Here is a 21,775-nt window from a genome sequence, read left to right as displayed (position 1 = left end):
TCCTCAGCCGGCTTGCGTGGCCGGGACGACGAAGCTGTCCATCACCTTCTTCGTCCCGGCCTGGTCGAAGGCGATCTCCAGCTTGTCGGCATCGACCGAAATGACGGTCCCGTAGCCGAACTTCTGGTGGAAGATCCGGTCGCCGGCGTCGAAGGCCTTGGCGGGCCGCGGCCGCGCCTGGACCTCGCGGGCCGAGCCGTCGATCACGAGGTTGCGGCCCGGGGGCTGGCGCGGCGGGGTCTTCGCCCAGCCGCCGAAGCCCCCGCCGCCGAAGCCGCCGCCGCCGAACCCTGCGCCGCCGAAACCGCCCCCGAAGCCCGCACCCTCGCCGAAGCCGCCGCCGTGCAGGCCGGTCGCGGCCTCGGCCTCGACATGGTCCGCGGGAAGCTCGTCGATGAAGCGCGAGGGCAGCGTGCTGGCCCAGGAGCCGTGGATGCGCCGGTTCGCGGCGTGGCTGACATAGGCCCGGCGCCGCGCGCGGGTGAGGCCGACATAGGCCAGTCTGCGCTCCTCCTCCAGCCCGGCGATGCCGGTTTCGTCGAGCGCGCGCTGGTTCGGGAAGACGCCCTCCTCCCAGCCCGGCAGGAAGACGTAGTCGAACTCCAGCCCCTTGGCGCCGTGCAGCGTCATCAAGGTCACCATCTCGCCCGACGAGGCGTCGTTCTGGTCCATCACGAGGCTGACATGCTCGAGAAAGCCGGACAGGCTCTCGAACTCGCCCATGGCCGCGACCAGCTCCTTCAGGTTCTCCAGGCGCCCCGGGGCCTCGGGGGACTTGTCGGCCTGCCACATCGCCGTGTAGCCGCTCTCGTCGAGGACGAGCTGCGCCAGGTCGTTGTGGGCCATCGTCGCCGACAGGCCCTTCCAGCGGAAGAAGTCGTCGAGCACGCCCCGGAGCGTCGAGCGCACCTTCGGCTTCAGCTCGTCGGTCCCGCACAGCCGCCACGCCGCCTCGGTCATCGCGACCCCGGCGGCGCGGGCGATCTGGTTGACCTGCTGCAGCGTCGCCGGGCCGATCCCGCGCTTGGGCAGGTTGACGATGCGCTCGAAGGCGAGGTCGTCGGCGGGCGACTGGATCACCCGCAGATAGGCGATCGCGTCGCGGATCTCCTGCCGCTCGTAGAAGCGCAGGCCCCCGACAACCCGGTAGGGCAGCCCGAGCGTCAGGAAGCGCTCCTCGAACTCGCGGGTCTGGAAGCCGGCGCGGACCAGCACGGCGATGCTGTCGAGCCCGACCTTCTGGCGCTGCAGCGCCTCGACCTCGTCGCCGACCCAGCGCGCCTCCTCCTCGCCGTCCCAGATCGCGCGCACGCGGACCTTCTCGCCGAGGTCGGACTGCGTCCACAAGGTCTTGCCGAGCCGCCCCTTGTTGTGGGCGATGACGCCCGAGGCGGCGGCGAGGATGTGGCCGGTCGAGCGGTAGTTCTGTTCGAGCCGGATCACGCGCGCGCCGGGGAAGTCGTGCTCGAAGCGCAGGATGTTGCCGACCTCCGCGCCGCGCCAGCCGTAGATGGACTGGTCGTCGTCGCCGACGCAGCAGATGTTCTTGTGCCCCTGGGCCAGCAGCCTGAGCCAGAGATACTGCGCGACGTTGGTGTCCTGGTACTCGTCGACGAGCAGGTAGCGGAAGCGCCGGTGATACTCCGCCAGCACGTCGGGATGCTGCTGGAAGAGCGTCAGGTTGTGCAGCAGGAGGTCGCCGAAATCGCAGGCGTTCAGCGTCCGCAGCCGGTCCTGGTAGGCGCGGTAGAGCGCCAGGATGCGCCCGCCGGCGACGTCGCCGGCGTCCTCCTGCTTGAGGCGGTCGGGCGTCAGGCCGCGGTCCTTCCAGCGCTCGATCACGCCGAGCAGCGCGCGGGCCGGCCATTTCTTGTCGTCGATGTTCTCGGCCGCGAGCAGCTGCTTGACCAGCCTGATCTGATCGTCTGTGTCCAAGATCGTGAAGCTCGGCTGCAAACCGATCAGCTCGGCGTGGCGGCGCAGGATGCGGGCCGCCAGCGCGTGGAAGGTGCCGAGCCACCAGCCTTCCGCGGGCTGGCCGATCAGCGCCTCGACGCGCGCGCGCATCTCGCGCGCGGCCTTGTTGGTGAAGGTGACGGCCAGGATCTGGAACGGCGAGGCCCTGCGCGTCATCAGCAGATGGCCGAGCCGGGTCGTCAGCACCCGGGTCTTGCCGGTGCCGGCACCGGCCAGCACCAGGACCGGCCCGTCCAGCGCCTCGACCGCCTCGCGCTGGACCGCGTTCAGCGTCTCCAGGTACCGGAACGACGGGCGCGCCGGCGGTGCCGGTTCGGCCGAGGCGTGGCCGAGCGGGTCGTCGTAGCTGAACGGATCTGACATGCCCTGTCCTCGGGTCACGGTGCCGACGCGGGAACCTAGCATGAACGATCCGAATGCTGGAACCCCGGCCGGAAGGTCATCGCCTGCGCAAGTCCTCCCGGAGCGCGCGGATCTCGGCGTGGAGCGCTTCGATGCGGCGGCGGCCGACGACCTCGCCCTTGACGCTCGCCGCGTCGCGGTCGACGAACAGGCTGGCGAGCGCCGCCGTCACGTAGCCGAAGGTGGCGTAGCCGTAGAGCGCCAGCACCAGGGCGAGCAGGCGTCCCTCGGGGGTCTGCGGCCAGAACTCCGGCCCGACCGTCATCACGATCCTCGCGGTCCACCAGAGCGAGGTCGCGTAGCTGTCGAAGCCCCCGCCCGCGGCGGCCAGCCCGCGCTCGAGCGCGAACAGCCCCGCCGAGCCCCCCACGACCACCAGGACGCTGGCGAGCAGCACGTAGCCGAGGCCGCGCCGCCGCGTCGCCCGGCGCACGGAGGCGAGGCCGCGGTTCAGCGTGCCCAGCACGCGGACGAGGCGCAGCCCGCGCGCCGCCCCCGCCAGCCGAAGGACCCGCAAGGTCCGGAAGGCCGGAAGGGCGAGCGAGACCACCGTCAGCACGTTGCGCCGGAGAAAGGCGAGCTTGTTCGGGGCCAGGATGAAGCGCAGGGCGAAGTCGAACAGGAACGCGATCCAGATCAGCGTCCCGATATCGCGCAGGAACCGGCTCAGCCCCGAGGTCAGCTCCACCACCAGCAGCGCCAGCCATACGAGGCCGAGCACCATCATCGGCCCTTCGAGCCATCCCTCGATCAGCCTGAGCGTGCGCCACCGCTCCCGCTCGACCGCCCGCGCCTCGCTGCCCCCGTCCGCCATGCCCGCCCTCCGCATCGTGTCGGAAGGTCAACGCATGGGAGCCGCATCGGGGCGACCCACCTAGCAAATCAAGGGTCTCGAGCGGCCCTTGCCTTGACAAACTTTGGCATTATCTGTCGAATTTTGATGTGGGAGGTGCCTATGGCAACGATGAACGTATCCCTGCCTGATCCGATGAAGGATTGGGTCGAGGCCCAGACCCGGACCGGCCGTTACAGCAATGCCAGCGATTACGTTCGGGATCTGATCCGGCGTGACCAGGAACGCGCAGCCAAGCTTACCGAGTTGCAAGGGCTGATCGACGAGGGGCTTGCCAGCGGGGTCAGCAGCCGGACTACAGCGGACATTTTGCGGGAAGCGCGCCGCCGGGCCGATACGGCCACGAAGAATGAAATTTAAGACAACCGAGCAGGCCGACGAGGATATCATCGGCATTTACTTGTACGGCGCACAACATTTTGGAATAGAACAGGCCGAGCAGTATCACACCGGCATCATTGAGAGTTTCGAATTTCTTGCCGAGCATCCTTTTTCCGCGCGCGAGAGAACTGAATTCACGCCGCCCGTTCGATTCTATTTTTATAGCACGCATGTCATCGTCTACCTTATCAGAGACGACTACATTTTGATCGTCCGCGTGCTGCATGGGCGGCAGGATTGGGAGCGTCATCTCTGAACGGCTCAAGACAGTCCGGTACCGACGCCGAGAGCCATGGAGAGCCGCCCTTCGTCTTCAGATCGTGATTTTCCCGAGGTCTGAAGCAAATTCTGTTAGCGGACGAGGCAGAGCCAGGCGCCGTCGGACATCGCGACCGCGAGGCCGTAGTCGCGCCACAGCACCAGGCCGCCCGCGACCAGCAGCACCGCCACCGCCCAGGAGGCCGCCCGGGCGTGCATCACGGCACCGCCGGCTGCGGCGCGCGCACCGCCGGCCGGTCGTCGATCGGCAGGTGGATCAGGCCGGCGAACAGGGCGAGCACGATGGAGGCGTACCAGATGGCGTCGTAGCTGCCGAGCAGGTCGTAGGCGAGGCCGCCGCCCCAGGCGCCCAGGAAGGCGCCGACCTGGTGGGAGGCGAAGACGACGCCGTAGAGCGTCGACAGGTAGCGCACGCCGAACATCTGGGCGACCAGGCCGCTCGTCAGCGGCACGGTGCTGAGCCACAGGAACCCGATCCCCGCGCCGAACGCGATCGCCGTGAACGGCGTGACCGGCAGCACCACGAACAGCGATATGACGACCGCGCGCGCGAGATAGATGCCCGCCAGGACGTTCTTCTGGCGGTAGCGGCTGCCGGCCATCCCGGCCAGGTAGCTGCCGAAGATGTTGAACAGGCCGATCATCGCCAGCGACCAGGCCGTGACGTCGAGCGGCAGGCCGCGGTCGGACAGGAAGGCGGGCAGATGCGTCGCGACGAAGGCGACGTGGAACCCGCACACGAAGAAGCCCGCGATCAGCAGGAGGTAGCCGGAGTGCTCGCGCGCCTCGCGGATGGCGGCCCCCATGCCCGGCCCGCCGGCCTTGGGCGCGATCATGCGGTCGCTGCCCCGAAAGCCCAGGGACAGCGGCACCAGCAGGCTGATGCCGATCGCCATCAGCACGAAGGCGTCCTTCCAGCCGAAGCTGTCGAGCAACGCCTGGGCGCCGGGGACGACGGCGAACATGCCGAAGCTGCCGGCCGCGGTGCAGATGCCGAACGCCATGCTGCGCCGCTCCGGCGGGACGACGCGCCCGACCGCGCCCAGCACCGTGACGTAGGTGGTGCCGGTGAGCGCCATGCCGACCACGACGCCGAGCGTCAGCGTCAGGCCCAGCGGATCGGCCGCCAGCGTCGCGAGCCCGAGGCCGACCGCGTACAGCAGGGCCGAGGCCATCGTCACCCGCATCGCGCCGTAGCGGTCCGCGATCGCGCCGATCACCGGCTGGGCGAGCCCCCACAGCAACTGCTGCACCGCGATCGCCAGCCCGAAGGCCTGCCGCCCGATCTCGAGGTCGACGGCGATCGGCGTCAGGAAGATGCCGAACGACTGGCGTATGCCCATCGCCAGGATCAACGAGGCCACTCCCGCCGCGATCACCAGCCCCGCACCAGCACCCATGACCGCCCCCGCCCCTCTTCGAATCGGATGCGATCGTAAGGTGCGAACCCTCCCGATCCCAACTGATTTACGGCAGGTGCGGCATGGCCCCGGCGCATGGCGGGTCCGCCACGGCGGCCTCCACCACCGCGACCGCCGCCGCGGTCCCCTGCTCCGAGCGCACCGCGCGGCCGATCGTCTCGGCCGCGCGGCGCAGGGCCGGGCGGTCGAGGACGGCGTCCAGCGCCGCGCACAGCCGGTCCGCGGTCAGCCGGCGCGCGGGAAGCGGCGGCGGCGCGGCCCCGACGCGGTGCAGGCGGTCCCCCCAGAACGGCTGGTCGCCGAGGAAGGGGACGACGACCGAGGGCAGGCCCGCACGCGCCACCGCGGCCGTCGTGCCGGCGCCGCCGTGATGGACCGCGGCCGCCATCATTGGAAGCAGGCGGTCGTGCGGCGCCGCCTCGATCGGGTGCAACGGGGCGCCGGCGGCGCGCGCCTCCTCCAGCACCGCGCGGTCGAGGCCGCCCCAACCCGTCGCGACGACGGCGCGGCAGCCGGTCGTGCGCAACGCCTGCACGACCTCGCGGGTGAAGGTCGCCGCGTCGGGCTGCATCATGCTGCCGAAGCCGACATAGACTGGCGGCACGTCCGCCTCGAGGAAGGCTTCCAGGCCGGGGTCCGGCCGCCAGTCGGGATCGTCGAGGAACAGGAAGCCGGTCAACGCCGCGCGTGCCGGCCAGTCGGCAGGGCGCGGCACCAGCGCCGGGCTGACCGCGCAGAAGCTGGGCGCCTGCTCGACCGCGGCCCATGCCCGGCTTCCGGTCACCTCCGGCAGGCCGAGATGCCGGCGCATCTCGCCCACCGGCCCCGCCATGCCGGCCCAGATCAAGCGCTGCATCAGGGAATGGGTCCAGCGCGCGGGGCCGCCCCACACCGGCAGCGGCCGCATCACCGGGGTCGTGAACTCCGCGGTCGGCACCACCGGCTGCAGCCATCCCTGCACCATCGGCAGGTCGAGCCGCTCGGCGAGGGAGCCCGCCAGGAAGACCGCGCCGCCGCCCGACACCACCGCGTCCGCGCCCTCGCACCCGGCCAAGCCGTCGCGCGCCCATACCGGCGCCAGCTCCCGGCCGAGGCGGCGCATCAGGCGGACCAGCCGCACGGGATCGTTGGTGACGCCCGCGAGCCCCCGTTCCTCGGCGAGGCGCCGGCGCAGGTCGCCCTCGATCGGCGCGTGCTCCAGGCCCGCCGCCTCGACCATCTGCCGGAACCCGGCGTCGGTGACGACGCGCACGCGATGGCCGGCCGCCACCAGCCCGCGGCCGAGCGCCACGAAGGGCCTGACGTCGCCCTGCGAGCCGTAGCCGAGGATCGCGATCAGCACCGCGGCGCTCCCGGCCTCAGTCCGGAAACACGACGACTTGCCGGATCGCCTCGCCGTCGGCAAGGCGGTCGAAGGCATGGTTGATGTCGTCCAGCTCGATCCGGTCGGTCAGCAGCCGGTCGACCTTCAGCCGGCCCTGGCGGTACAGCGCCATCAGGCGCGGCACGTCGCGCACGGGGATGCAGCTGCCGACGTAGCTGCCCTTCAGCGTGCGCTCCTCGGCGACGAGGCTCACCTGCTGGATCGACATCCGGCGCTCCGGGTTCGCGAGCCCGGCCGTCACCGTCGTGCCGCCGCGCCGGGTCACGGCGTAGGCGAGTTCCAGCGCCGGGACCGAGCCGGCCATCTCGAAGGCGAAGTCGACGCCGCCGGACGTGGCCTCACGGATGGCGCGCGCGCAGTCCTCCGCCGCGGCGTCGAAGGTGTCGGTCGCGCCGAGCTCGCGGGCGAGGTCGAGCTTCGGCGCCAGCAGGTCGACCGCGACGATGCGCGAGGCGCCGGCCGCGACCGCGCCCAGCAGCGCGTTGAGCCCGACCCCGCCCAGGCCGATCACCGCGACCGTCGCCCCGACCGGCACCCTGGCCGTGTTCGCGACCGCGCCGACGCCGGTCAGGACGGCGCAGCCGAACAGCGCCGCCTCCTCCAGCGGCACGGCGGGATCGATCCTGACCAGGGAGTTGCGCGAGACCACGGCGCGCTCGGCGAACGCGGAGACGCCGAGATGGTGGTTCACGTTCTCTCCCGCGCGGTGCAGGCGCCGGCCGCCGCCCAGCATCTCGCCGCGGCCGTTGGCGGCGTTGCCGGGCTCGCACAGGGCCGGGCGCCCCTCGGCGCAGGGCGGGCAGTGCCCACAGCTCGGCACGAAGACCAGCACCACGTGGTCGCCCGGCGCGAGGTCCGTCACTCCCGGCCCGACCTCCTCGACGATGCCGGCCGCCTCGTGGCCGAGCGCCATCGGCACCGGCCGCGGCCGGTCGCCGTTGATGACGGAGAGGTCGGAGTGACACAGGCCGGCCGCCTTGATGCGGACCAGCACCTCGCCCTGGCCGGGCGGGTCCAGCTCCAGGGTCTCGATCGAGAGCGGCCGGCTCTCGGCATAGGGCCGGGGCAGGCCGGTGCGGTTGAGCACCGCGGCGCGGATCTTCATGGGGTCGCTCCGTCCTCGCTGGTCGCGGGCGCCGGCGGGTGCAGCACCCGGAACGTGCGCGCCAGCCGCTCCAGCGCGGTCAGGTGCAGCCCGTTCTTCGTGGGATCGTAGGGGGTCAGGTTGACCGTCCGCAGCAGGCGCCGGACGATCAATCCGTCCGCGACGTCGAAATCGACGACGTTGATGCAGGCCATGTCCTGGTCGAACGCGCCGAGCCCGGCGAGGCCGGCGCCGGCCGCCCAGGCGAGCGCCATGCGGTTGACGCCCTCATGGGCGACGACGAGCGCGTCGCGCCAGCCCGGTTCCGCGAGCAGCGCCTCCAGCGCCCCGACGACGCGGCGCTCGAACTCGGCGAAGGCCTCGCCGCCGGCGAACCGGGCGCCGGGGGTGGCGGCGGCCTCGAAGCCGTAGACGAACTCGGCGTCGAAGCGTTCGGGCGGGACGTCCGAGAGGCGGCCGCTGCGGATCTCGATCAGGTCCGGCCGGTCCTCGACCGCGAGGCCGCGGCCCGCGGCCACCAGCCCGGCCGTGCGGCGCGTGCGCGGCAGGCCGGAGCAGACGACGCGGTCGAGCGGCGTCGCGGCCAGTGCTGCGCGCGCCGCCTCGGCCTGGCGCTCGCCCTCGGCGGTCAGATCGACCGTGCGCGGGTCGCGCAGGCGGCGCGTCACCGGGTCGACGTAGCTGACCTCGGCATGGCGCATCAGGTAGACGCGCCGGCGCCCGTGCGGCCGTTCCTCGCTCATCGTCCCTCCCGGCCCATGCGGCTCAGCGCTTCAGGTTCTCGATCAGCACGGCCATGCCCTGCCCCGCCCCCATGCACATGCTGACGACGGCGTGGCGCGCGCCGGTTTCGGCGAGGTGCCGCATCGCCACCAGCATCATGCGCACGCCGGTCGCGCCGGGCGGATGGCCGATGGAGATGCCGCCGCCGTAGAGGTTGGTCCGCGCGCGGGGAATCCCCAGCTCGCGCTCGGCATGCAGGTTCACCGCCGCGAACGCCTCGTTGATCTCCCAGTAGTCGACGTCGCCGACGGTCATCGAGCGGCATTCGAGCAGGGCGCGGATCGCCGGCACCGGGCCGCAGCCCATGATGCGCGGCGGCACGCCCACGATCGCCCAGTCGACGAGGCGCGCGACCGGCTCCACGCCGAGCGCCTCGGCCCGGGCGCGCTCGGCGACGACGACGAAGGCGGCGCCGTCGGTCACGCCGCTGGAGTTGCCGGGCGTGACCCGCCCGCCCTCGCGGAAGACCGGCTTCAGCGCGGCGAGCTTCGCGGCCGTCACCTGCGGGCGCGGGAACTCGTCCTGCTCCATCACGCGCGTGCCGCGGCCGTCCGGCACCGCGATCGGGGCGATCTGGCGGGCGAGGAAGCCGTCCTCCATGGCCCGGCCGGCGCGCTGCTGGCTCATCAGCGCCCATTCGTCCATGGCCTCGCGCCCGTAGCCGAAATCGTCCGACAGGTTCTCCGCCGTCTCGCCCATCAGCTCCCGGCTGAACGGGTCGCGGTACGCCCAGTCGAGGGTGTCGACCATCGTTTCCGGCCCGCGCTTGGCGCCCCAGCGCAGGGAGGTCGAGACATAGGGCCCGCGCGAGAAATTCTCCCCGCCGCCCGCGAGCGCCACCTGCCCGTGGCCGGACAGGATCTGCTCCGCCGCGGTCAGGATCGCCTGGGTGCCCGACCCGCAGGCGCGCGAGACGTTGAGGGCCGCGCTCTCGACCGGCATGCCGACGCCGAGCGCGATCGCGCGGCTCGCGAAATAGCCGTCATGGTCGACCGGCAGCACGTTGCCCCAGACCAGATGGTCGACATGCGCGGGGGCGAGTGCCGCCTTCTCCAGGCAGGCGCGCGCCGCATGCGTGCCGAGGGCGGTCAGCGGCACGTCCTTCAGCGACTTGCCGAAATCCCCGAAAGGCGTGCGCATGCCGCCGGCGAGAACGATCTCCATCATGGCCTCCCTCTTCTCCGCCATTCCCGCGGCGGGCCGCAACTGTACGGCGGCCATACGCCACCGTCAAAAAGTCGCGGCCCAAAACGTCGCGACCCGAAACGTCGCGGCCAGGACGTCACGGCGAGGCGACGAGGATGCGCTCCAGCGCGGCGCGCAGCGGCGCCGGCACCGGGACGGGGCGCCGGGTCGCGCGGTCGACGAAGACGTGGACGAAATGGGCCGAGGCGGCCGCCCTCTCCTCGCCGCCGCGGAACACGGCGACCTCGTAGCGCACGCTGGACGTGCCGATCCGCCCGACCCTGAGGGCGCCTTCCAGCACGTCGGGGAAGGCGACGGGCGCGTGATAGGTGCAGTGGCTCTCGACCACGATGCCGATCACGGGGCCGGCGTGGATGTCGAGGCCGCCGGCCTCGACCAGGTACTGGTTCACGATCGTGTCGACGTAGGAGTAGTAGACGACGTTGTTGACGTGGCCGTAGACGTCGTTGTCCATCCAGCGCGTCGGGACGGCGAGGAAATGCCGGTATCCGGCCCGGGTCGGGGCTTCCATGGTCAGGCCCCGCCGTCCGGCCGGCGGCCGATGATCAGCACCGCCACCATCGTCATCACCGTTTCGCCCCGCTGATTGCCCAGCTCGCCGGTGAAGCGGATCGTGCCGCGGTCGGCGCGCGTGCGCGAGGGGGCGACCTCCTCGACCCGGAGCGTGGCCGACAGCTCGTCCCCGGGCCGGACCGGGCGCAGCCAGCGCAGGTCCTGCACGCCCGGCGAGCCCATCGAGGCGGTCCGCCGGAGCAGCCCGTCCACCAGCAGCCGCATGAAGAGGCCGGCGGTCTGCCAGCCGCTCGCGATCAGGCCCCCGAACGCCGACCGCGCGGCCTCCTCCTCGTCGAGGTGGAAGGGCTGCGGGTCGTAGTCGCGGGCGAAGGCGACGATGTCGTCCCGGCCGATGCCGCGCGTGCCGAGCCGGTAGACCTGGCCCGGCGAGAAATCCTCGAGGAACGTGTCCGTCCGCTGCATCCTTCCTCCTTGCTCACGCGGTCGCCGGCCGTTCGAAGCCCCGCAGCGCGGCGGCGATCGCGAGACCGCCCGCCGCCGCCGCCCCGATCAGCCAAGCCCCGGCCTCCCAGCTTCCGGCGGCCGTGACCAGGGTCGCGAGGGCCGGCGGCCCGACGAGCTGGCCGATGGTGGAGCCCTGGACGAACAGGCCGCTCGTGCTCGCCACGAGGTCGGGGCGCGCCGCGGCGTCGGCGGCCGAGCCCATCACGGTCGCGGGCAGCAGGCCGCCCACGGCCGAGAACAGCAGGCACAGGGCGTAGCGCGCCCCGGCGTCCAGCGCCGGCGCGAAGATGCCGAAGGAGGCGATGCCCATGACGAGGCAGGCGGAGGCGAGCAGCGTCCAGCGCGGCACGCCCCGCTGGGCCAGCCAGCCGGCGGCGAGGTTGCCGCCGACATTCGCCGCGACGGCCAGCGCCGTCAGCAGGGCGGCCGTCCCGGTGCTCCAGCCCTGTTCCTCGACCAGGAAGCTCGGCAGGAAGCCGAACACCGTCATGAAGGACATGCTGTAGAGGCAGAAGCTTCCCGCCAGCAGCCAAGCGCGGCGCGAGCGCGCCGTCAGCAGCAGCGCGCGGCCCAGCGGCAGGGCCGTGCCCGCGCGCCCGGCCGGCCGCCTCGGGACGACGCGGGCCAGCGCCGCGGCCACCGCGGCCGTCAGCATGGCGGCGGCGATCCACGTCCCCCGCCAGCCGACCGTCGCCAGCAGCGGCGGCGAGGCCGCCATCATGGCGGCGGTCCCGGCCGGCATGTAGCCGCCCCAGATGCCGAAGGCGAGGCGCATGTCGGCCGGCCGCGCGGCCGCGAGGATCAGGCCGGGGGCCGAGACGACCGTCATGATCAGCCCGCCCCCTTCCAGGGTGCGCGACGCCAGCAGCATGCCGCCGCCGCCGCTCAGCGCGCCGAGCGCGCTGCCGGCGGCGAGGCAGAGCAGCCCGGCCAGGATCGTCCTGCGATGCCCGGCGCGGTCGGCGAACCAGCCGACCGTCGTGCCGGTCGCCGCACCGATCGGGTGGAGCAGCGCCAGGACCCAGCCCGCGAGCACGAGCCCGAGGCCCAGCTCCGCGCGCAGCTCCGGCAGGGCGGGCGGCACCTTGCCGACATGGAAGGCCGCGACGGTGCCCGCGGCCGCGGTGAGGAGGATGGTCGGCCAGTGGGTGGCGGGTGCCGGGACGTCCCGGGTCGTCACGGCCTCCCGGCCTCGGCGCCGCGAAGGCCGCTGGCGCCCGAGCCGCGCCCGGTGACCGGCGGGCGCCGGCCCCGCGCGCCGATCTGGTCGATCCGGTCCAGCCCGATATTCTCCATGACCCGGTGCAGGGCCGCCGCGAGGCCGGCCTGGGTCTCGGCGTCGAGCCCGGCCAGGGCGCGGGCACTCTCGTCGGCGGCGAGCGGCAGGATGTCGGCGTGGATGTCCCGGCCCTCGGGCGTCAGCCAGATCTCGACCAGGCGCGAGTCGAACGGGGCCGTCCGCCGCTCGACCATGCGGTCGCGCTCCATGCGGTCCAGCAGGCGCGACAGCGTCGAATGCGGGATCACCGCGCAATCGGCCAGCTCGGCGATGTTGCGGCCGTCGGCGGCCGCGAGCACCGCCAGCACGCGCCAGTGCTGGAAGCTGAGCCCGCGGCGGCGCAGCCTGACCTCGAGGTTGCGGTTCAGCCTGCTGACGATCCGGTTCATCAGGTACGGCAGCAGGTCGTCGATGGTACGCACCGCGGGGTCCTTCTGGGCGGGATCCTTCTGGGATGTCATGGGACGCTTACTCCAGCATCACGGACGGCAACCACGTGACGACCGACGGCAGGGCGACGATCAGCAGTAGCAACAGGAACCCGAGGATAACGTACGGTGATGCGGCAGCATAGATCTGCCCCATCGCGATCCCGGGAGGCGCCACCCCCTTCATCGTGAACAGCAACAGCCCGAAAGGCGGCGTCAGCAGGCCGAGCTGCATGCACATCAGGTAGACGACGCCGAGCCAGACCGGGTCGATGCCCGCCGCCTGCGCCACCGGGAGCACGAAGGGCAGCGTGATCATCATCATGCTGACCTGGTCGATGAAGCAGCCCAGCACCAGCAGAACGCCGGCGATCGCCAGCACCAGGGCGACGGCGCCCAGGTCCCATCCTGTCACGAGGCCGACGAAGCCGGTCGTCGCGCCGGAGAAGGCCATCAGCTGGGAGAAGGTCGTCGAGCCGACGATGATGAACAGGATCATGCCCGAGATGGTGACCGTCTCGAGCAGCGCCTTGACCAGCGAGGCGACCGAGAGCATGCGGTACAGGCCGGCGACCGCGATCGCCGCCGCGGCCCCGAGTGCGGCCGACTCGGTCGGCGTCGCCCAGCCCGCAGCCATGCTGCCGACCACGAAGACGAAGATCGCCGCCAGCGGCAGGACGTAGCGCACGAAGGGGCCGACCCGCTGCCACAGGCCCATGGGCGCGACGTCGCCCTCGGGGGCGAGCCGGGGGTCGAGGCGGCAGCGGATCACGATGTAGCCCACGAACGCGGCGCTCAGCAGCACGCCCGGGACGATCCCCGCGATCAGCAGCTTCGAGATCGAGATTCCGGCGAGGCTGCCGAGCAGCACCGCGAGGGCCGACGGCGGTATCAGGATGTCGACGCCGCCGATCCCCATGATCGGCCCCATGGCCATGCGGGGCTCGTAGCCGCGCCGGAGCATCTGGGGCAGCAGCAGCGTGCCCAGCAGCGCCGTCGTCGCGATCGTGGAACCGGAGATGGCGGAGAAGATGGTGCCGGCGCCGATCGCGACGACGGCGAGCCGGCCGGGAACGCGGACGATCAGTCGGTCCACGGCATCGATCGCCCGCAGCGCCACCCCGGTGTGGAACATCACCGCGCCCATCAGGACGAAGAACAGGATCGGGGTCAGGGAGAAGCTGGCGACCGAACCGACGGCGTTGCGAACGAGCTGCCCGAGCCCGGCCTCGCCGCCCAGGAAGACGACCGCGCCCAGCAGGTTGACGGCCAGGAAGGCGAAGGCGACGGGCAGGCCCAGCAGCATCATCGCCATCAGCCCGCCCAGCAGGAGGGCTGCGGCCGACGTCCACTCCATTCCCATCACAGCACTCCCGCGGTGCCCGAGCGGCCGGCGGCGGGGCCCCCCGCGAACTGCCCGTGGATGCGGAAGACGAACTCGACCGCGAGCAGCAGGAACGCGGCCGGAAGCGCCACCAGAAGCCACCATTCCGGGAAGAACAGCGTCTTCATCGTCATGGCGCCCATGGCCCGGGCGTCGAGAGCCGATCCGAAGCCGTAGCGGACCAGCGCCAGCGAGACCGCGAGGCCGAGCAGGTTCGCGGCCAGATCGGCGCCGAAGGCCACGCGCCGGGGCAGCACGCCGAGCAGGACGTCGACCCGGACATGGGCGCCCCGGCGCAGCAGCCACGGCGCCGACAGCAGCGTGACGGCGTAGAGGCCGTACTCGGAGACCTCCTCCGTCCAGATCGGGCCCCGCAGCCCGGCGTTGCGCATCAGGATGTTGACGCAGATCAGCGCCACCAGCGCCAGCACCGTCCCGGCGGCGACCAGCGCCAGGCCATCCAGCAGCCGGCCGAAGAGGTGCGCGGCCCTGTGCATGGGCCGCTCAGCGGTCGAGCAGCTCGCGCAACCGCGGCCCGTGCTCGGGACTGCGCTCGATCACGGCGTTCCAGCCGATCTCGCGCGCCTTCTCGGCGAAGGCCTCGGCCTCCTGGGCCGGCACGGTGATGGTCTGGATGCCGGCCTCGGCCTGCCGCTTCTTCTCCGCCTCGTTCTCCTCCGCGTTGCCGGCGTCGAGCCCCTCGACCCAGAGTGCCGCCTCCTGGAGGACGCGCCGCTGGTCGTCGTCGAGCCGGTTCCAGGCGTCCAGGTTGACCAGGATGTTGACCTCGACCGAGTAGAAGCCGGGATCGAGCCGGGCGCCCGTGACCTCCTGCCAGCCCAGGTCGAAGATGCCCTGGACGGGCCAGCCGTAACCGTCGACGACGCCCCGCTCCATCGCCGTGAAGACCTCCCCGGGCGCGGTCGTCACGGGAACGCCGCCCAGCGCCGCGACGACGTCGCGGGTGACCGGGGTCACGCGGACGCGCAGGCCGTCGAAGTCGAAGCCGTTGTCGACGGGCTCGCGGAAGAAGAAATGGAAGGGTATGCCGGTGCCGGTCCGCGCGAGGTACTGGACGTTCATCCGCTCGTTGTGGATGCGGTTGACGAGTTCCCAGCCGCCGTTCTCGCGCTGCTCCGCCATCGGGCGGGTCGCGAGCTTCAGCGCGTCGGCTTCCGGCACGAGGTTGACGTAGTAGGCACCCGGGACGTTCGCGATGTCGACGACCCCGGTGCGTACCGCGTTGCCCTGCTCCATCGGCGGGACGGCGCCCGGGCCGCCGACGAGCTGGATCTGGACGACGCCCTTGCCGTCCTCGTTGACCTTGTCGACGAACTTCTCGAACTGCGCCGAGAACCGCGTGCCCGGCTGGAAGCCGGTCACGGCGCGCAGCCTCGCCTCCTCCGCCGCGGCGGCGCCCGCCGCGGTCATCAACGCGACGGCCAGAGCCGCCGCCGCCGCCAGCCTCTCGAACTCGCCCATGGTCGCACTCCCTGGGAAATCGCCGGTTTGCCGAGGTCCGGGCCCGCGCCGTGCCTGCCGGCAATATGCACATGCATGGAACAATGGATCCGGGAGAGGCGTCAACCCGGCATTCCGTTGCGCACCGCAGCATCGAAACCCGACATGCGGGACGACGGCGCCGATGCGCATTGTGCCGGGCGGCGTCCGGGGTATAACGGTGCCGAACGCCGCTGCGCGGCAGTGCCGAACGCCGCTGCGCGGCAGTGCCAAACGCCGCCCCGGCGGCAGTACCAACGCCGCTCCCGCGGCGGCCGATCGTGAGGAATGCGAGACCATGCCCGACGACATCAGCCTCGGCTCCGGCCATACGCCGCTCTTTGCGCTGGGAGAAGACACGACGTCGTACCGCAAGCTGTCCTCGGACCATGTCTCGGTGGCGGAGTTCGAGGGCGAGCAGATCCTGAAGGTGGAGCCGGAAGGCCTGCGGCTGCTGGCCGAGCAGGCGTTCATCGACATCAACCACCTGCTGAGGCCGGGCCATCTCGGGCAGCTCCGCGCGATCCTGGACGATCCGGAAGCCTCTCCCAACGACCGCTTCGTGGCGCTCGACCTCCTGAAGAACGCGAACATCGCGGCCAGCGGCGTGCTGCCGATGTGCCAGGACACCGGCACCGCGATCGTGATGGCGAAGAAGGGGCGGCGAGTCTGGACGCGCGGCGGCGACGAGGCCGCGCTGAGCGCGGGTGCCCGCGACGCCTACCTGAAGCGGAACCTGCGCTACAGCCAGGTGGCGCCGCTGTCGATGTACGAGGAGAAGAACACCCGCAACAACCTCCCGGCCCAGATCGACATCTACGAGGAGGGCGAGGACGCCTACAAGTTCCTGTTCATGGCGAAGGGCGGCGGCTCGGCCAACAAGACCTTCCTGTTCCAGGCCACGCCGTCCGTGCTGTCGCCGGACCGGCTGCTGAAGTTCCTGGAGGACAAGATCCGCTCGCTCGGCACGTCGGCATGCCCGCCCTACCACCTCGCCGTCGTGATCGGCGGCACGAGCGCCGAGACGACGCTGAAGGCGGTGAAGCTGGCGAGTGCGCGCTACCTCGACGCGCTGCCGACCACCGGGTCCGAAGCCGGCCACGCGTTCCGCGACCTGGAGATGGAGGCGGCCGTCCACGAGCTGACGCGGATCATGGGGATCGGCGCCCAGTTCGGCGGCAAGTATTTCTGCCATGACGTGCGCGTCGTCCGCCTGCCGCGCCACGGGGCGAGCCTGCCGATCGGCATCGGCGTCTCGTGCTCGGCCGACCGCCAGGCCCAGGCCAAGATCACCCGCGACGGCATCTACCTGGAGCAGCTCGAGACCGACCCGGCGCGCTTCCTGCCGGAGATCGGCGCCGAGCAGCTTTCCGAGGAGGTCGTGCGCATCGACCTGAACCGCCCGATGGCCGAGATCCTGGCGACGCTGTCCCGGCATCCGATCCGCACCCGCGTCTCGCTGAGCGGGCCGCTGATCGTCGCGCGCGACGCAGCCCATGCCAAGCTGCGCGCCCGGCTCGACGCCGGGGAGGGGTTGCCGGACTATTTCAGGAACCACCCCGTCTACTACGCCGGCCCGGCCAAGACCCCCGACGGCTATGCGTCGGGCTCGTTCGGCCCGACCACCGCCGGGCGCATGGACGGCTTCGTGAAGCAGTTCCAGGCCGCCGGCGGCTCGATGGTGATGCTGGCCAAGGGCAACCGCAGCCCGGAGGTGCGCGAGGCCTGCAAGGCCCATGGCGGCTTCTACCTGGGCTCGATCGGCGGTGCGGCGGCGCGCCTCGCGCAGGACTGCATCCGCAAGGTCGAGTGCATCGAGTACCCGGAACTCGGCATGGAGGCGATCTGGCGCATCGAGGTCGAGGACTTCCCCGCCTTCATCGTCACCGACGACAAGGGGAACGACTTCTTCCAGGAGCTGAAGCTGGGCTGAGGGGTCAGTCGGCGACGGCCGCGGGGGCGGGGCGGCGCATCGGCAGGACCTGCACCACGAGGATGCAGGCGAGGATCACGGCGCATCCCGCAAGCTCGATCGGACCCGGCCGCTCCGCCAGGAACACCGCCCCCGCGAGTGCCGCGAACACGGCCTCGGAGCTGAGCAGGATCGCCGCGTCCGACGCGGCGGTCCAGCGCTGGCCGACCGCCTGGAAGGTATAGGCGAGCCCGACCGAGAACAGGCCGGCATAGCCGATCTCCCACCACGCCGCCGCCAGGGCGGCGGGCGTCGTCGTCTCCATCTCCGTCGCGGCGGCCGCCGCTGCGGCCAGCAGCGCGCAGACGAAGAACTGGACCGCCGCGACCAGCACGGGCGCGCCGGTCCGCATGCCGACCGCGCCGATCAGGATCACGTGCAGGGCCCAGAACAGCGCGCCCGCGATCACCCACAGGTCACCGTCCGACGGCACGACCGCCGCAGCACCGGTCAGCATCCAGGTCCCCGCCAGGCATCCCGCCGCGGCCGGCCAGACCACGGGATGAGGAACCTCGCGCAGGAACAGCAGCGCCAGCAACGGGACGAGCGGCACGTACAGGCCGGTGAGGAAGCCGGCATTCGTCACGGTGGTCAGCCCGATGCCGATCTGCTGGAGGGCGGAACCGGCGAACAGCGCGCCGCCGGTCGCCGCCATCGCGAGCCAGGTCCCCGGCCCGGGCCCCCTCCCCTCGCGCGCGAGCCGGCGCAGGTCGCGCAGCGCCATCGGCAGGACCACGAGCCCGCCGAGAAGGAAGCGCGCCGCGGTGAAGGCCATCGGCCCGAGATGGTCCAGCACCGTCTGCTGCACGACGAAGGTGGAGCCCCAGATCGCCGCGGTCAGCAGCAGCAGGAGGTTGGCGGACATACGCGACATCGGGGGCTCGCTGGTCGGGCTCGGAAACGCGCGCATGATGGGGCGGCACGGCAGCTAAATCCAGCGCGGCATCCGAATGCGGCGTCCGAGTGCGGGATTGGCGGCCAAGAGTTTCAAAAGAAATTAAGTTATTATTGCACTATGTGGACCATATTTTAGGTTTAACATAAAGTTGACCGTTATCTGAAACATTCGTACGATGATTCCTCCAAGGGCCTCTTTATTCCCGGCCCAAACAAAATCAGCGAACGGGAGGAAGCATGATGAGGGACACCGTACTCGGCACCGCGCTTTGCATCGGGCTCGCCGTCACCCCCGCCCTGACGGCGACCATGCCTTCCACCGCCGCCGCCGCGGACGTGAAGTGGGACATGCAGTCCACTTATCCCAGCTCGCTGCCGCAGCTGGGAGCGCTCGGCAAGCGCGTCGCCGAACAGATCGGAACGATCACCGGCGGCACCATCGAGGTGAAGTTCCAGGAGCCCGGCGCGATCGTGCCGTCGCTGGAGACCTTCGACGCCGTCTCCTCCGGGGCGGTGCAGGCCGCCTGGTCCTCTCCCGGCTTCTGGACCGGCAAGGATGTCGGATTTGCAATGTTCGCCTCGGTGCCCTTCGGCCCGGCCGCTCCGGAATACCTGGCCTGGATGAAGTTCGGCGGCGGCGAAGAGCTGATGCGCAAGCTGTATGCGAACTACAACATCCACAGCATCCCCTGCACCATGATCGCCCCCGAGGCCGCCGGCTGGTTCCGCAAGGAAATCAACACGGTGGACGACCTCAAAGGGCTGAAGATGCGCTTCTTCGGCCTGGGTGCGCGCGTGATGGAGAAGCTCGGCGTCTCCACGCAGCTCCTCGGGCCGGGGGACATCTATCCCGCCCTCGAGCGCGGCGCGATCGACGCCACGGAGTTCTCGATGCCGGCGATCGACCTGGGCCTCGGCTTCCACAACGTCGCCAAGTACTACTATTTCCCGGGCTGGCACCAGCAATCGACGTTCCTGGACCTCGCGATCAACATCGACGCCTGGAACGAGCTGACCGACACGCAGAAGGCGCAGATCGAATCGGTCTGCGACGCGGCCATCGTCTACGGCCTCGCCGAAGGCGAGACGATCCAGTTCGAAGCGCTGCAGAAGCTCCAGGCCGAGGGCGTCGAGATCAAGACCTGGTCGCCCGAGATCCTGGAGGCGATGGAGGCCGGCTGGAACGAGGTGGTGGCGGAAGAGAAGCAGAAGAGCCCCGCCTTCGCCGAAGCCTGGGATTCCCTGGCGGCCTTCCGCGAGAACTACGGGGTCTGGCGCGACATCGCCACCCTGCGCTGACGGCGGCCGCGGACGGCCGGGGCCGCGAGGCCCCCGGCCGTCCGCCCGGCATCTTCCTGCCCCCTCCCGCGAGAGGCGACGATGCGCATCCTGGCCCTACTCTCCCGCGGGATCGACCGGGTCGTCCTGGCGGCCGGCACGATCGCCTCCCTGCTGTTCGTGCCGCTGACGCTGGTCATCGTCTACGACGTGATCCAGCGCAAGGCGATCGGCTACGACAACAGGTTCATCGACACGCCCCTCTACCTGTCGTCGACCGTGCTCCAGGAACTGGAGTGGCACCTGCACGGGGCGCTGTTCCTGCTGGCGCTGGGCTACGCCTACGTCAAGGACGCGCATGTCCGCATCGAGCTGCTGCGCGAACGGTTCCCCTGGCGACGCAAGGTCGGGTTCGAGGCCGCGGGCATCCTGCTGCTGCTGCTGCCCTATTGCTGGTTCGTCATCAACTACGGCTGGGGGTTCGCCGAACGCTCGCTCCTGACGAACGAGGGTTCGGCGACGAACGGCATTCCCAGCCGCTGGGTCATCAAGGCCTTCGTGCCGCTCGGCTTCGTGCTGCTGGGCCTCGCCGGGGTGTCGGTGCTGCTGAAATGCATCGTCCGGCTGAGCGGCTCCGGCGAGAACGTCGGCGACGAGGGGCCGCTGGGCACGCCGCCCTCCCCTTCCGGCCCGTCCACCAGATAAGAGGCGCCGGCCGATGACGCTCGCCGAGTCCCTGCCGCTCCTGATGTTCCTCGCGCTGGGAGTGCTGTTGTTCTCCGGGCTGCCCGTCGCCTTCGTGCTCGGCGGGGTGGGGCTCGCCTTCGCCTATGTCGGCGACTGGCTCGGCGTCTTCAACGCGGCGCGCCTCGTGATCATCCCGAACCGCATCTTCGGCGGCTCGGTGGAGAACCTCGTCCTGGTCGCGATCCCGATGTTCACCTTCATGGGGACGATGCTGGAGAAGTCGGGCGTGGCGCGGGACCTGCTGCGCTGCCTGCAGCTCCTGACGTGGCGCATCCCGGGCGGGCTCGCCCTGTCGGTCGTCCTGATGGGGACGATCCTCGCCGCGACGACCGGGATCATCGGCGCCTCGGTGGTGATGATCTCGATGATGGCGCTGCCGGTGATGGTGAGCCAGGGCTACGACCAGCGCCTCGCGACCGGGACCATCGCGGCCTCGGGCACGCTCGGCATCCTGATCCCGCCGTCGATCATGCTGATCATCATGGCCGACCTGATGACGCTTCCGGTGGGAACGGTCTTCATGGCCGCGGTCGTGCCGGGCCTGATGCTCTCAGCACTCTACCTGGCCTACGTCGTCGGCTTCTCCGCGCTGTATCCCGAACGCGCGCCGCCGCTGCCGGCCGAGGCGCGCCCGGACTCCGCGGCCGCGCTGGGCCACCTGATGGTGCGCAGCTTCCTGCCGCCGACCTTCCTGATCGTTCTGGTGCTGGGCTCGATCTTCGCCGGCTGGGCGACGCCGACCGAGGCCTCGGGGGTCGGCGCGTTCGGCGCCACGCTGCTGGCCCTCTACAACCGCTCGCTCAACTGGGCCGTCCTCAAGGAGGTCTGCGCGCGCTCGGCGCTCACGACCGCGATGCTGTTCGGCATCTTCGTCGGCGCCACCTGCTACGCGGTCGTGTTCCGCTTCCTCGGCGGCGAGGAGATGATCGACAACTTCATCCTGGCCATGGGGGTCGGGCCCTGGGGCGTCCTGTTCGTCATCATGGCGATGGTGTTCATCCTGGGCTTCTTCTTCGACTGGATCGAGATCACGCTGATCGTGCTGCCGGTCTTCGGCCCCATCATCGCGAACCTCGATTTCGGCGACCATGTCGGCGTCTGGGCCGGCGTCGACGCGGCACCGCTGGTGTGGTTCACGATCCTGCTGTCGGTCAACCTGCAGACCTCGTTCCTGACCCCGCCCTTCGGCTTCGCGCTGTTCTACATGAAGGGCGTGGCCCCGCCGGAGGTGACGATCCAGGCGATCTATCGCGGCATCATCCCGTTCGTGGCGCTGCAGCTGATCGGGCTCGGCCTGTGCGTCGCCTTCCCGGCGCTGGTCCTGGGGCTGCCGAGCTGGCTGTCGTCGTAGCCGGTGCGCCCGGCCGGGCGCAGATGATCGCGGCCGAGGGCGGCGACCGTGTCGACGCCGAGCAGCGCCATCGCGGTGTCGATCTCGTCGGCGAGGATGCGCAGCGTGCGCGCGACCCCGGCCTGCCC

The 21,775-nt window shown here is 71.1% G+C and carries 23 protein-coding genes; 6 read left to right on the top strand and 17 right to left on the bottom strand.

Features of this window, described 5'->3' with window-relative positions; all coding sequences use genetic code 11:
- Nucleotides 1–3: 3 nt before the first annotated feature.
- Nucleotides 4–2,340 (bottom strand): ATP-dependent helicase, encoded by a 2,337-nt coding sequence (locus tag VGO20_RS09245; RefSeq protein ID WP_327502037.1) that lies wholly within the window; start codon nucleotides 2,338–2,340, stop codon nucleotides 4–6.
- Between the two features lie 76 nt (nucleotides 2,341–2,416).
- Nucleotides 2,417–3,193 carry an ion transporter gene (locus tag VGO20_RS09240; RefSeq protein WP_327502036.1) on the bottom strand — a complete coding sequence of 259 codons (777 nt, stop codon included), beginning with the start codon at nucleotides 3,191–3,193 and terminating at the stop codon, nucleotides 2,417–2,419.
- Between the two features lie 141 nt (nucleotides 3,194–3,334).
- On the opposite strand from VGO20_RS09240, the gene VGO20_RS09235 reads away from it, so the two are divergent.
- Together VGO20_RS09235 and VGO20_RS09230 are read left to right on the top strand one after the other, a co-directional pair.
- Nucleotides 3,335–3,592, top strand: a complete 258-nt coding sequence (locus VGO20_RS09235; RefSeq protein ID WP_327502035.1) for a type II toxin-antitoxin system ParD family antitoxin — start codon at nucleotides 3,335–3,337, stop codon at nucleotides 3,590–3,592.
- A complete protein-coding gene (locus VGO20_RS09230) occupies nucleotides 3,582–3,869 on the top strand; it encodes a type II toxin-antitoxin system RelE/ParE family toxin (RefSeq protein WP_327502034.1) in 288 nt (95 codons plus the stop codon). The genes VGO20_RS09235 and VGO20_RS09230 overlap by 11 nt, the downstream gene beginning before the upstream one ends.
- A gap of 95 nt (nucleotides 3,870–3,964) precedes the next feature.
- On the opposite strand, the gene VGO20_RS09225 is transcribed toward VGO20_RS09230, so the two are convergent.
- The 13 genes from VGO20_RS09225 to dctP all read right to left on the bottom strand — a co-directional run bounded on the left by VGO20_RS09225 (nucleotide 3,965) and on the right by dctP (nucleotide 15,384).
- Nucleotides 3,965–4,093 carry a hypothetical protein gene (locus tag VGO20_RS09225; protein ID WP_327502033.1) on the bottom strand — a complete coding sequence of 43 codons (129 nt, stop codon included), beginning with the start codon at nucleotides 4,091–4,093 and terminating at the stop codon, nucleotides 3,965–3,967.
- A complete protein-coding gene (locus VGO20_RS09220; RefSeq protein WP_327502032.1) occupies nucleotides 4,090–5,292 on the bottom strand; it encodes an MFS transporter in 1,203 nt (400 codons plus the stop codon). The genes VGO20_RS09225 and VGO20_RS09220 overlap by 4 nt, the downstream gene beginning before the upstream one ends.
- Before the next feature lie 67 nt (nucleotides 5,293–5,359).
- Nucleotides 5,360–6,655, bottom strand: a complete 1,296-nt coding sequence (locus VGO20_RS09215) for a glycosyltransferase (RefSeq protein WP_327502031.1) — start codon at nucleotides 6,653–6,655, stop codon at nucleotides 5,360–5,362.
- A 16-nt stretch (nucleotides 6,656–6,671) separates the two neighbouring features.
- Nucleotides 6,672–7,802 (bottom strand): zinc-dependent alcohol dehydrogenase family protein, encoded by a 1,131-nt coding sequence (locus tag VGO20_RS09210; RefSeq protein ID WP_327502030.1) that lies wholly within the window; start codon nucleotides 7,800–7,802, stop codon nucleotides 6,672–6,674.
- Nucleotides 7,799–8,545 (bottom strand): histidine phosphatase family protein, encoded by a 747-nt coding sequence (locus VGO20_RS09205; protein ID WP_327502029.1) that lies wholly within the window; start codon nucleotides 8,543–8,545, stop codon nucleotides 7,799–7,801. Before VGO20_RS09205 ends, VGO20_RS09210 begins: the two co-directional genes overlap by 4 nt.
- Before the next feature lie 22 nt (nucleotides 8,546–8,567).
- Entirely contained in the window at nucleotides 8,568–9,752 is a 1,185-nt protein-coding gene (locus VGO20_RS09200) for a thiolase family protein (RefSeq protein ID WP_327502028.1), read from the bottom strand.
- A gap of 115 nt (nucleotides 9,753–9,867) precedes the next feature.
- Nucleotides 9,868–10,302 (bottom strand): acyl-CoA thioesterase, encoded by a 435-nt coding sequence (locus VGO20_RS09195; protein ID WP_327502027.1) that lies wholly within the window; start codon nucleotides 10,300–10,302, stop codon nucleotides 9,868–9,870.
- A gap of 2 nt (nucleotides 10,303–10,304) precedes the next feature.
- Nucleotides 10,305–10,769: a MaoC family dehydratase gene (locus tag VGO20_RS09190; RefSeq protein ID WP_327502026.1), complete on the bottom strand. Its 465-nt coding sequence runs from the start codon at nucleotides 10,767–10,769 to the stop codon at nucleotides 10,305–10,307.
- Nucleotides 10,770–10,782: 13 nt separating this feature from the next.
- The gene (locus VGO20_RS09185; protein WP_327502025.1) at nucleotides 10,783–11,991 is read right to left on the bottom strand and encodes an MFS transporter; all 1,209 of its coding nucleotides are present in this window, start codon (nucleotides 11,989–11,991) and stop codon (nucleotides 10,783–10,785) included.
- The gene (locus tag VGO20_RS09180) at nucleotides 11,988–12,551 is read right to left on the bottom strand and encodes a MarR family winged helix-turn-helix transcriptional regulator (protein ID WP_327502024.1); all 564 of its coding nucleotides are present in this window, start codon (nucleotides 12,549–12,551) and stop codon (nucleotides 11,988–11,990) included. Before VGO20_RS09180 ends, VGO20_RS09185 begins: the two co-directional genes overlap by 4 nt.
- A 7-nt stretch (nucleotides 12,552–12,558) precedes the next feature.
- Nucleotides 12,559–13,881, bottom strand: coding sequence for a TRAP transporter large permease (locus VGO20_RS09175; protein ID WP_327502023.1), 1,323 nt, complete (start codon nucleotides 13,879–13,881; stop codon nucleotides 12,559–12,561).
- Entirely contained in the window at nucleotides 13,881–14,399 is a 519-nt protein-coding gene (locus tag VGO20_RS09170) for a TRAP transporter small permease (protein WP_327502022.1), read from the bottom strand. Before VGO20_RS09170 ends, VGO20_RS09175 begins: the two co-directional genes overlap by 1 nt.
- Before the next feature lie 7 nt (nucleotides 14,400–14,406).
- Nucleotides 14,407–15,384, bottom strand: a complete 978-nt coding sequence (gene dctP, locus VGO20_RS09165) for a TRAP transporter substrate-binding protein DctP (protein WP_327502021.1) — start codon at nucleotides 15,382–15,384, stop codon at nucleotides 14,407–14,409.
- Between the two features lie 316 nt (nucleotides 15,385–15,700).
- Between dctP and VGO20_RS09160 the strand changes: the two genes are divergently transcribed.
- The gene (locus VGO20_RS09160; protein ID WP_327502020.1) at nucleotides 15,701–17,335 is read left to right on the top strand and encodes a fumarate hydratase; all 1,635 of its coding nucleotides are present in this window, start codon (nucleotides 15,701–15,703) and stop codon (nucleotides 17,333–17,335) included.
- A gap of 4 nt (nucleotides 17,336–17,339) precedes the next feature.
- Here VGO20_RS09160 and VGO20_RS09155 read toward each other — a convergent pair whose 3' ends face one another.
- Nucleotides 17,340–18,239 (bottom strand): DMT family transporter, encoded by a 900-nt coding sequence (locus VGO20_RS09155; RefSeq protein WP_327502019.1) that lies wholly within the window; start codon nucleotides 18,237–18,239, stop codon nucleotides 17,340–17,342.
- Between the two features lie 269 nt (nucleotides 18,240–18,508).
- Between VGO20_RS09155 and VGO20_RS09150 the strand changes: the two genes are divergently transcribed.
- The 3 genes from VGO20_RS09150 (at nucleotide 18,509) to VGO20_RS09140 (ending at nucleotide 21,647) form a co-directional block, all read left to right on the top strand.
- Complete coding sequence (locus VGO20_RS09150) at nucleotides 18,509–19,570, top strand: TRAP transporter substrate-binding protein (RefSeq protein ID WP_327502018.1); 1,062 nt, start codon at nucleotides 18,509–18,511, stop codon at nucleotides 19,568–19,570.
- 81 nt (nucleotides 19,571–19,651) lie between these two features.
- Nucleotides 19,652–20,254: a TRAP transporter small permease subunit gene (locus VGO20_RS09145; RefSeq protein WP_327502017.1), complete on the top strand. Its 603-nt coding sequence runs from the start codon at nucleotides 19,652–19,654 to the stop codon at nucleotides 20,252–20,254.
- 13 nt (nucleotides 20,255–20,267) lie between these two features.
- Nucleotides 20,268–21,647, top strand: coding sequence for a TRAP transporter large permease (locus VGO20_RS09140; protein ID WP_327502016.1), 1,380 nt, complete (start codon nucleotides 20,268–20,270; stop codon nucleotides 21,645–21,647).
- On the opposite strand, the gene VGO20_RS28615 is transcribed toward VGO20_RS09140, so the two are convergent.
- Nucleotides 21,542–21,775 (bottom strand): alpha-hydroxy-acid oxidizing protein (locus VGO20_RS28615; protein WP_414639789.1); only part of this gene is annotated, 234 nt, incomplete at its 5' end. The genes VGO20_RS09140 and VGO20_RS28615 overlap by 106 nt on opposite strands.

This window comes from Arenibaculum sp. (assembly GCF_035998295.1).
Lineage (GTDB): Bacteria > Pseudomonadota > Alphaproteobacteria > Azospirillales > Azospirillaceae > DASYHS01.
Note: the sequence above shows the minus strand (reverse complement) of the source record. Positions and strands in the feature narration are given on the sequence as shown.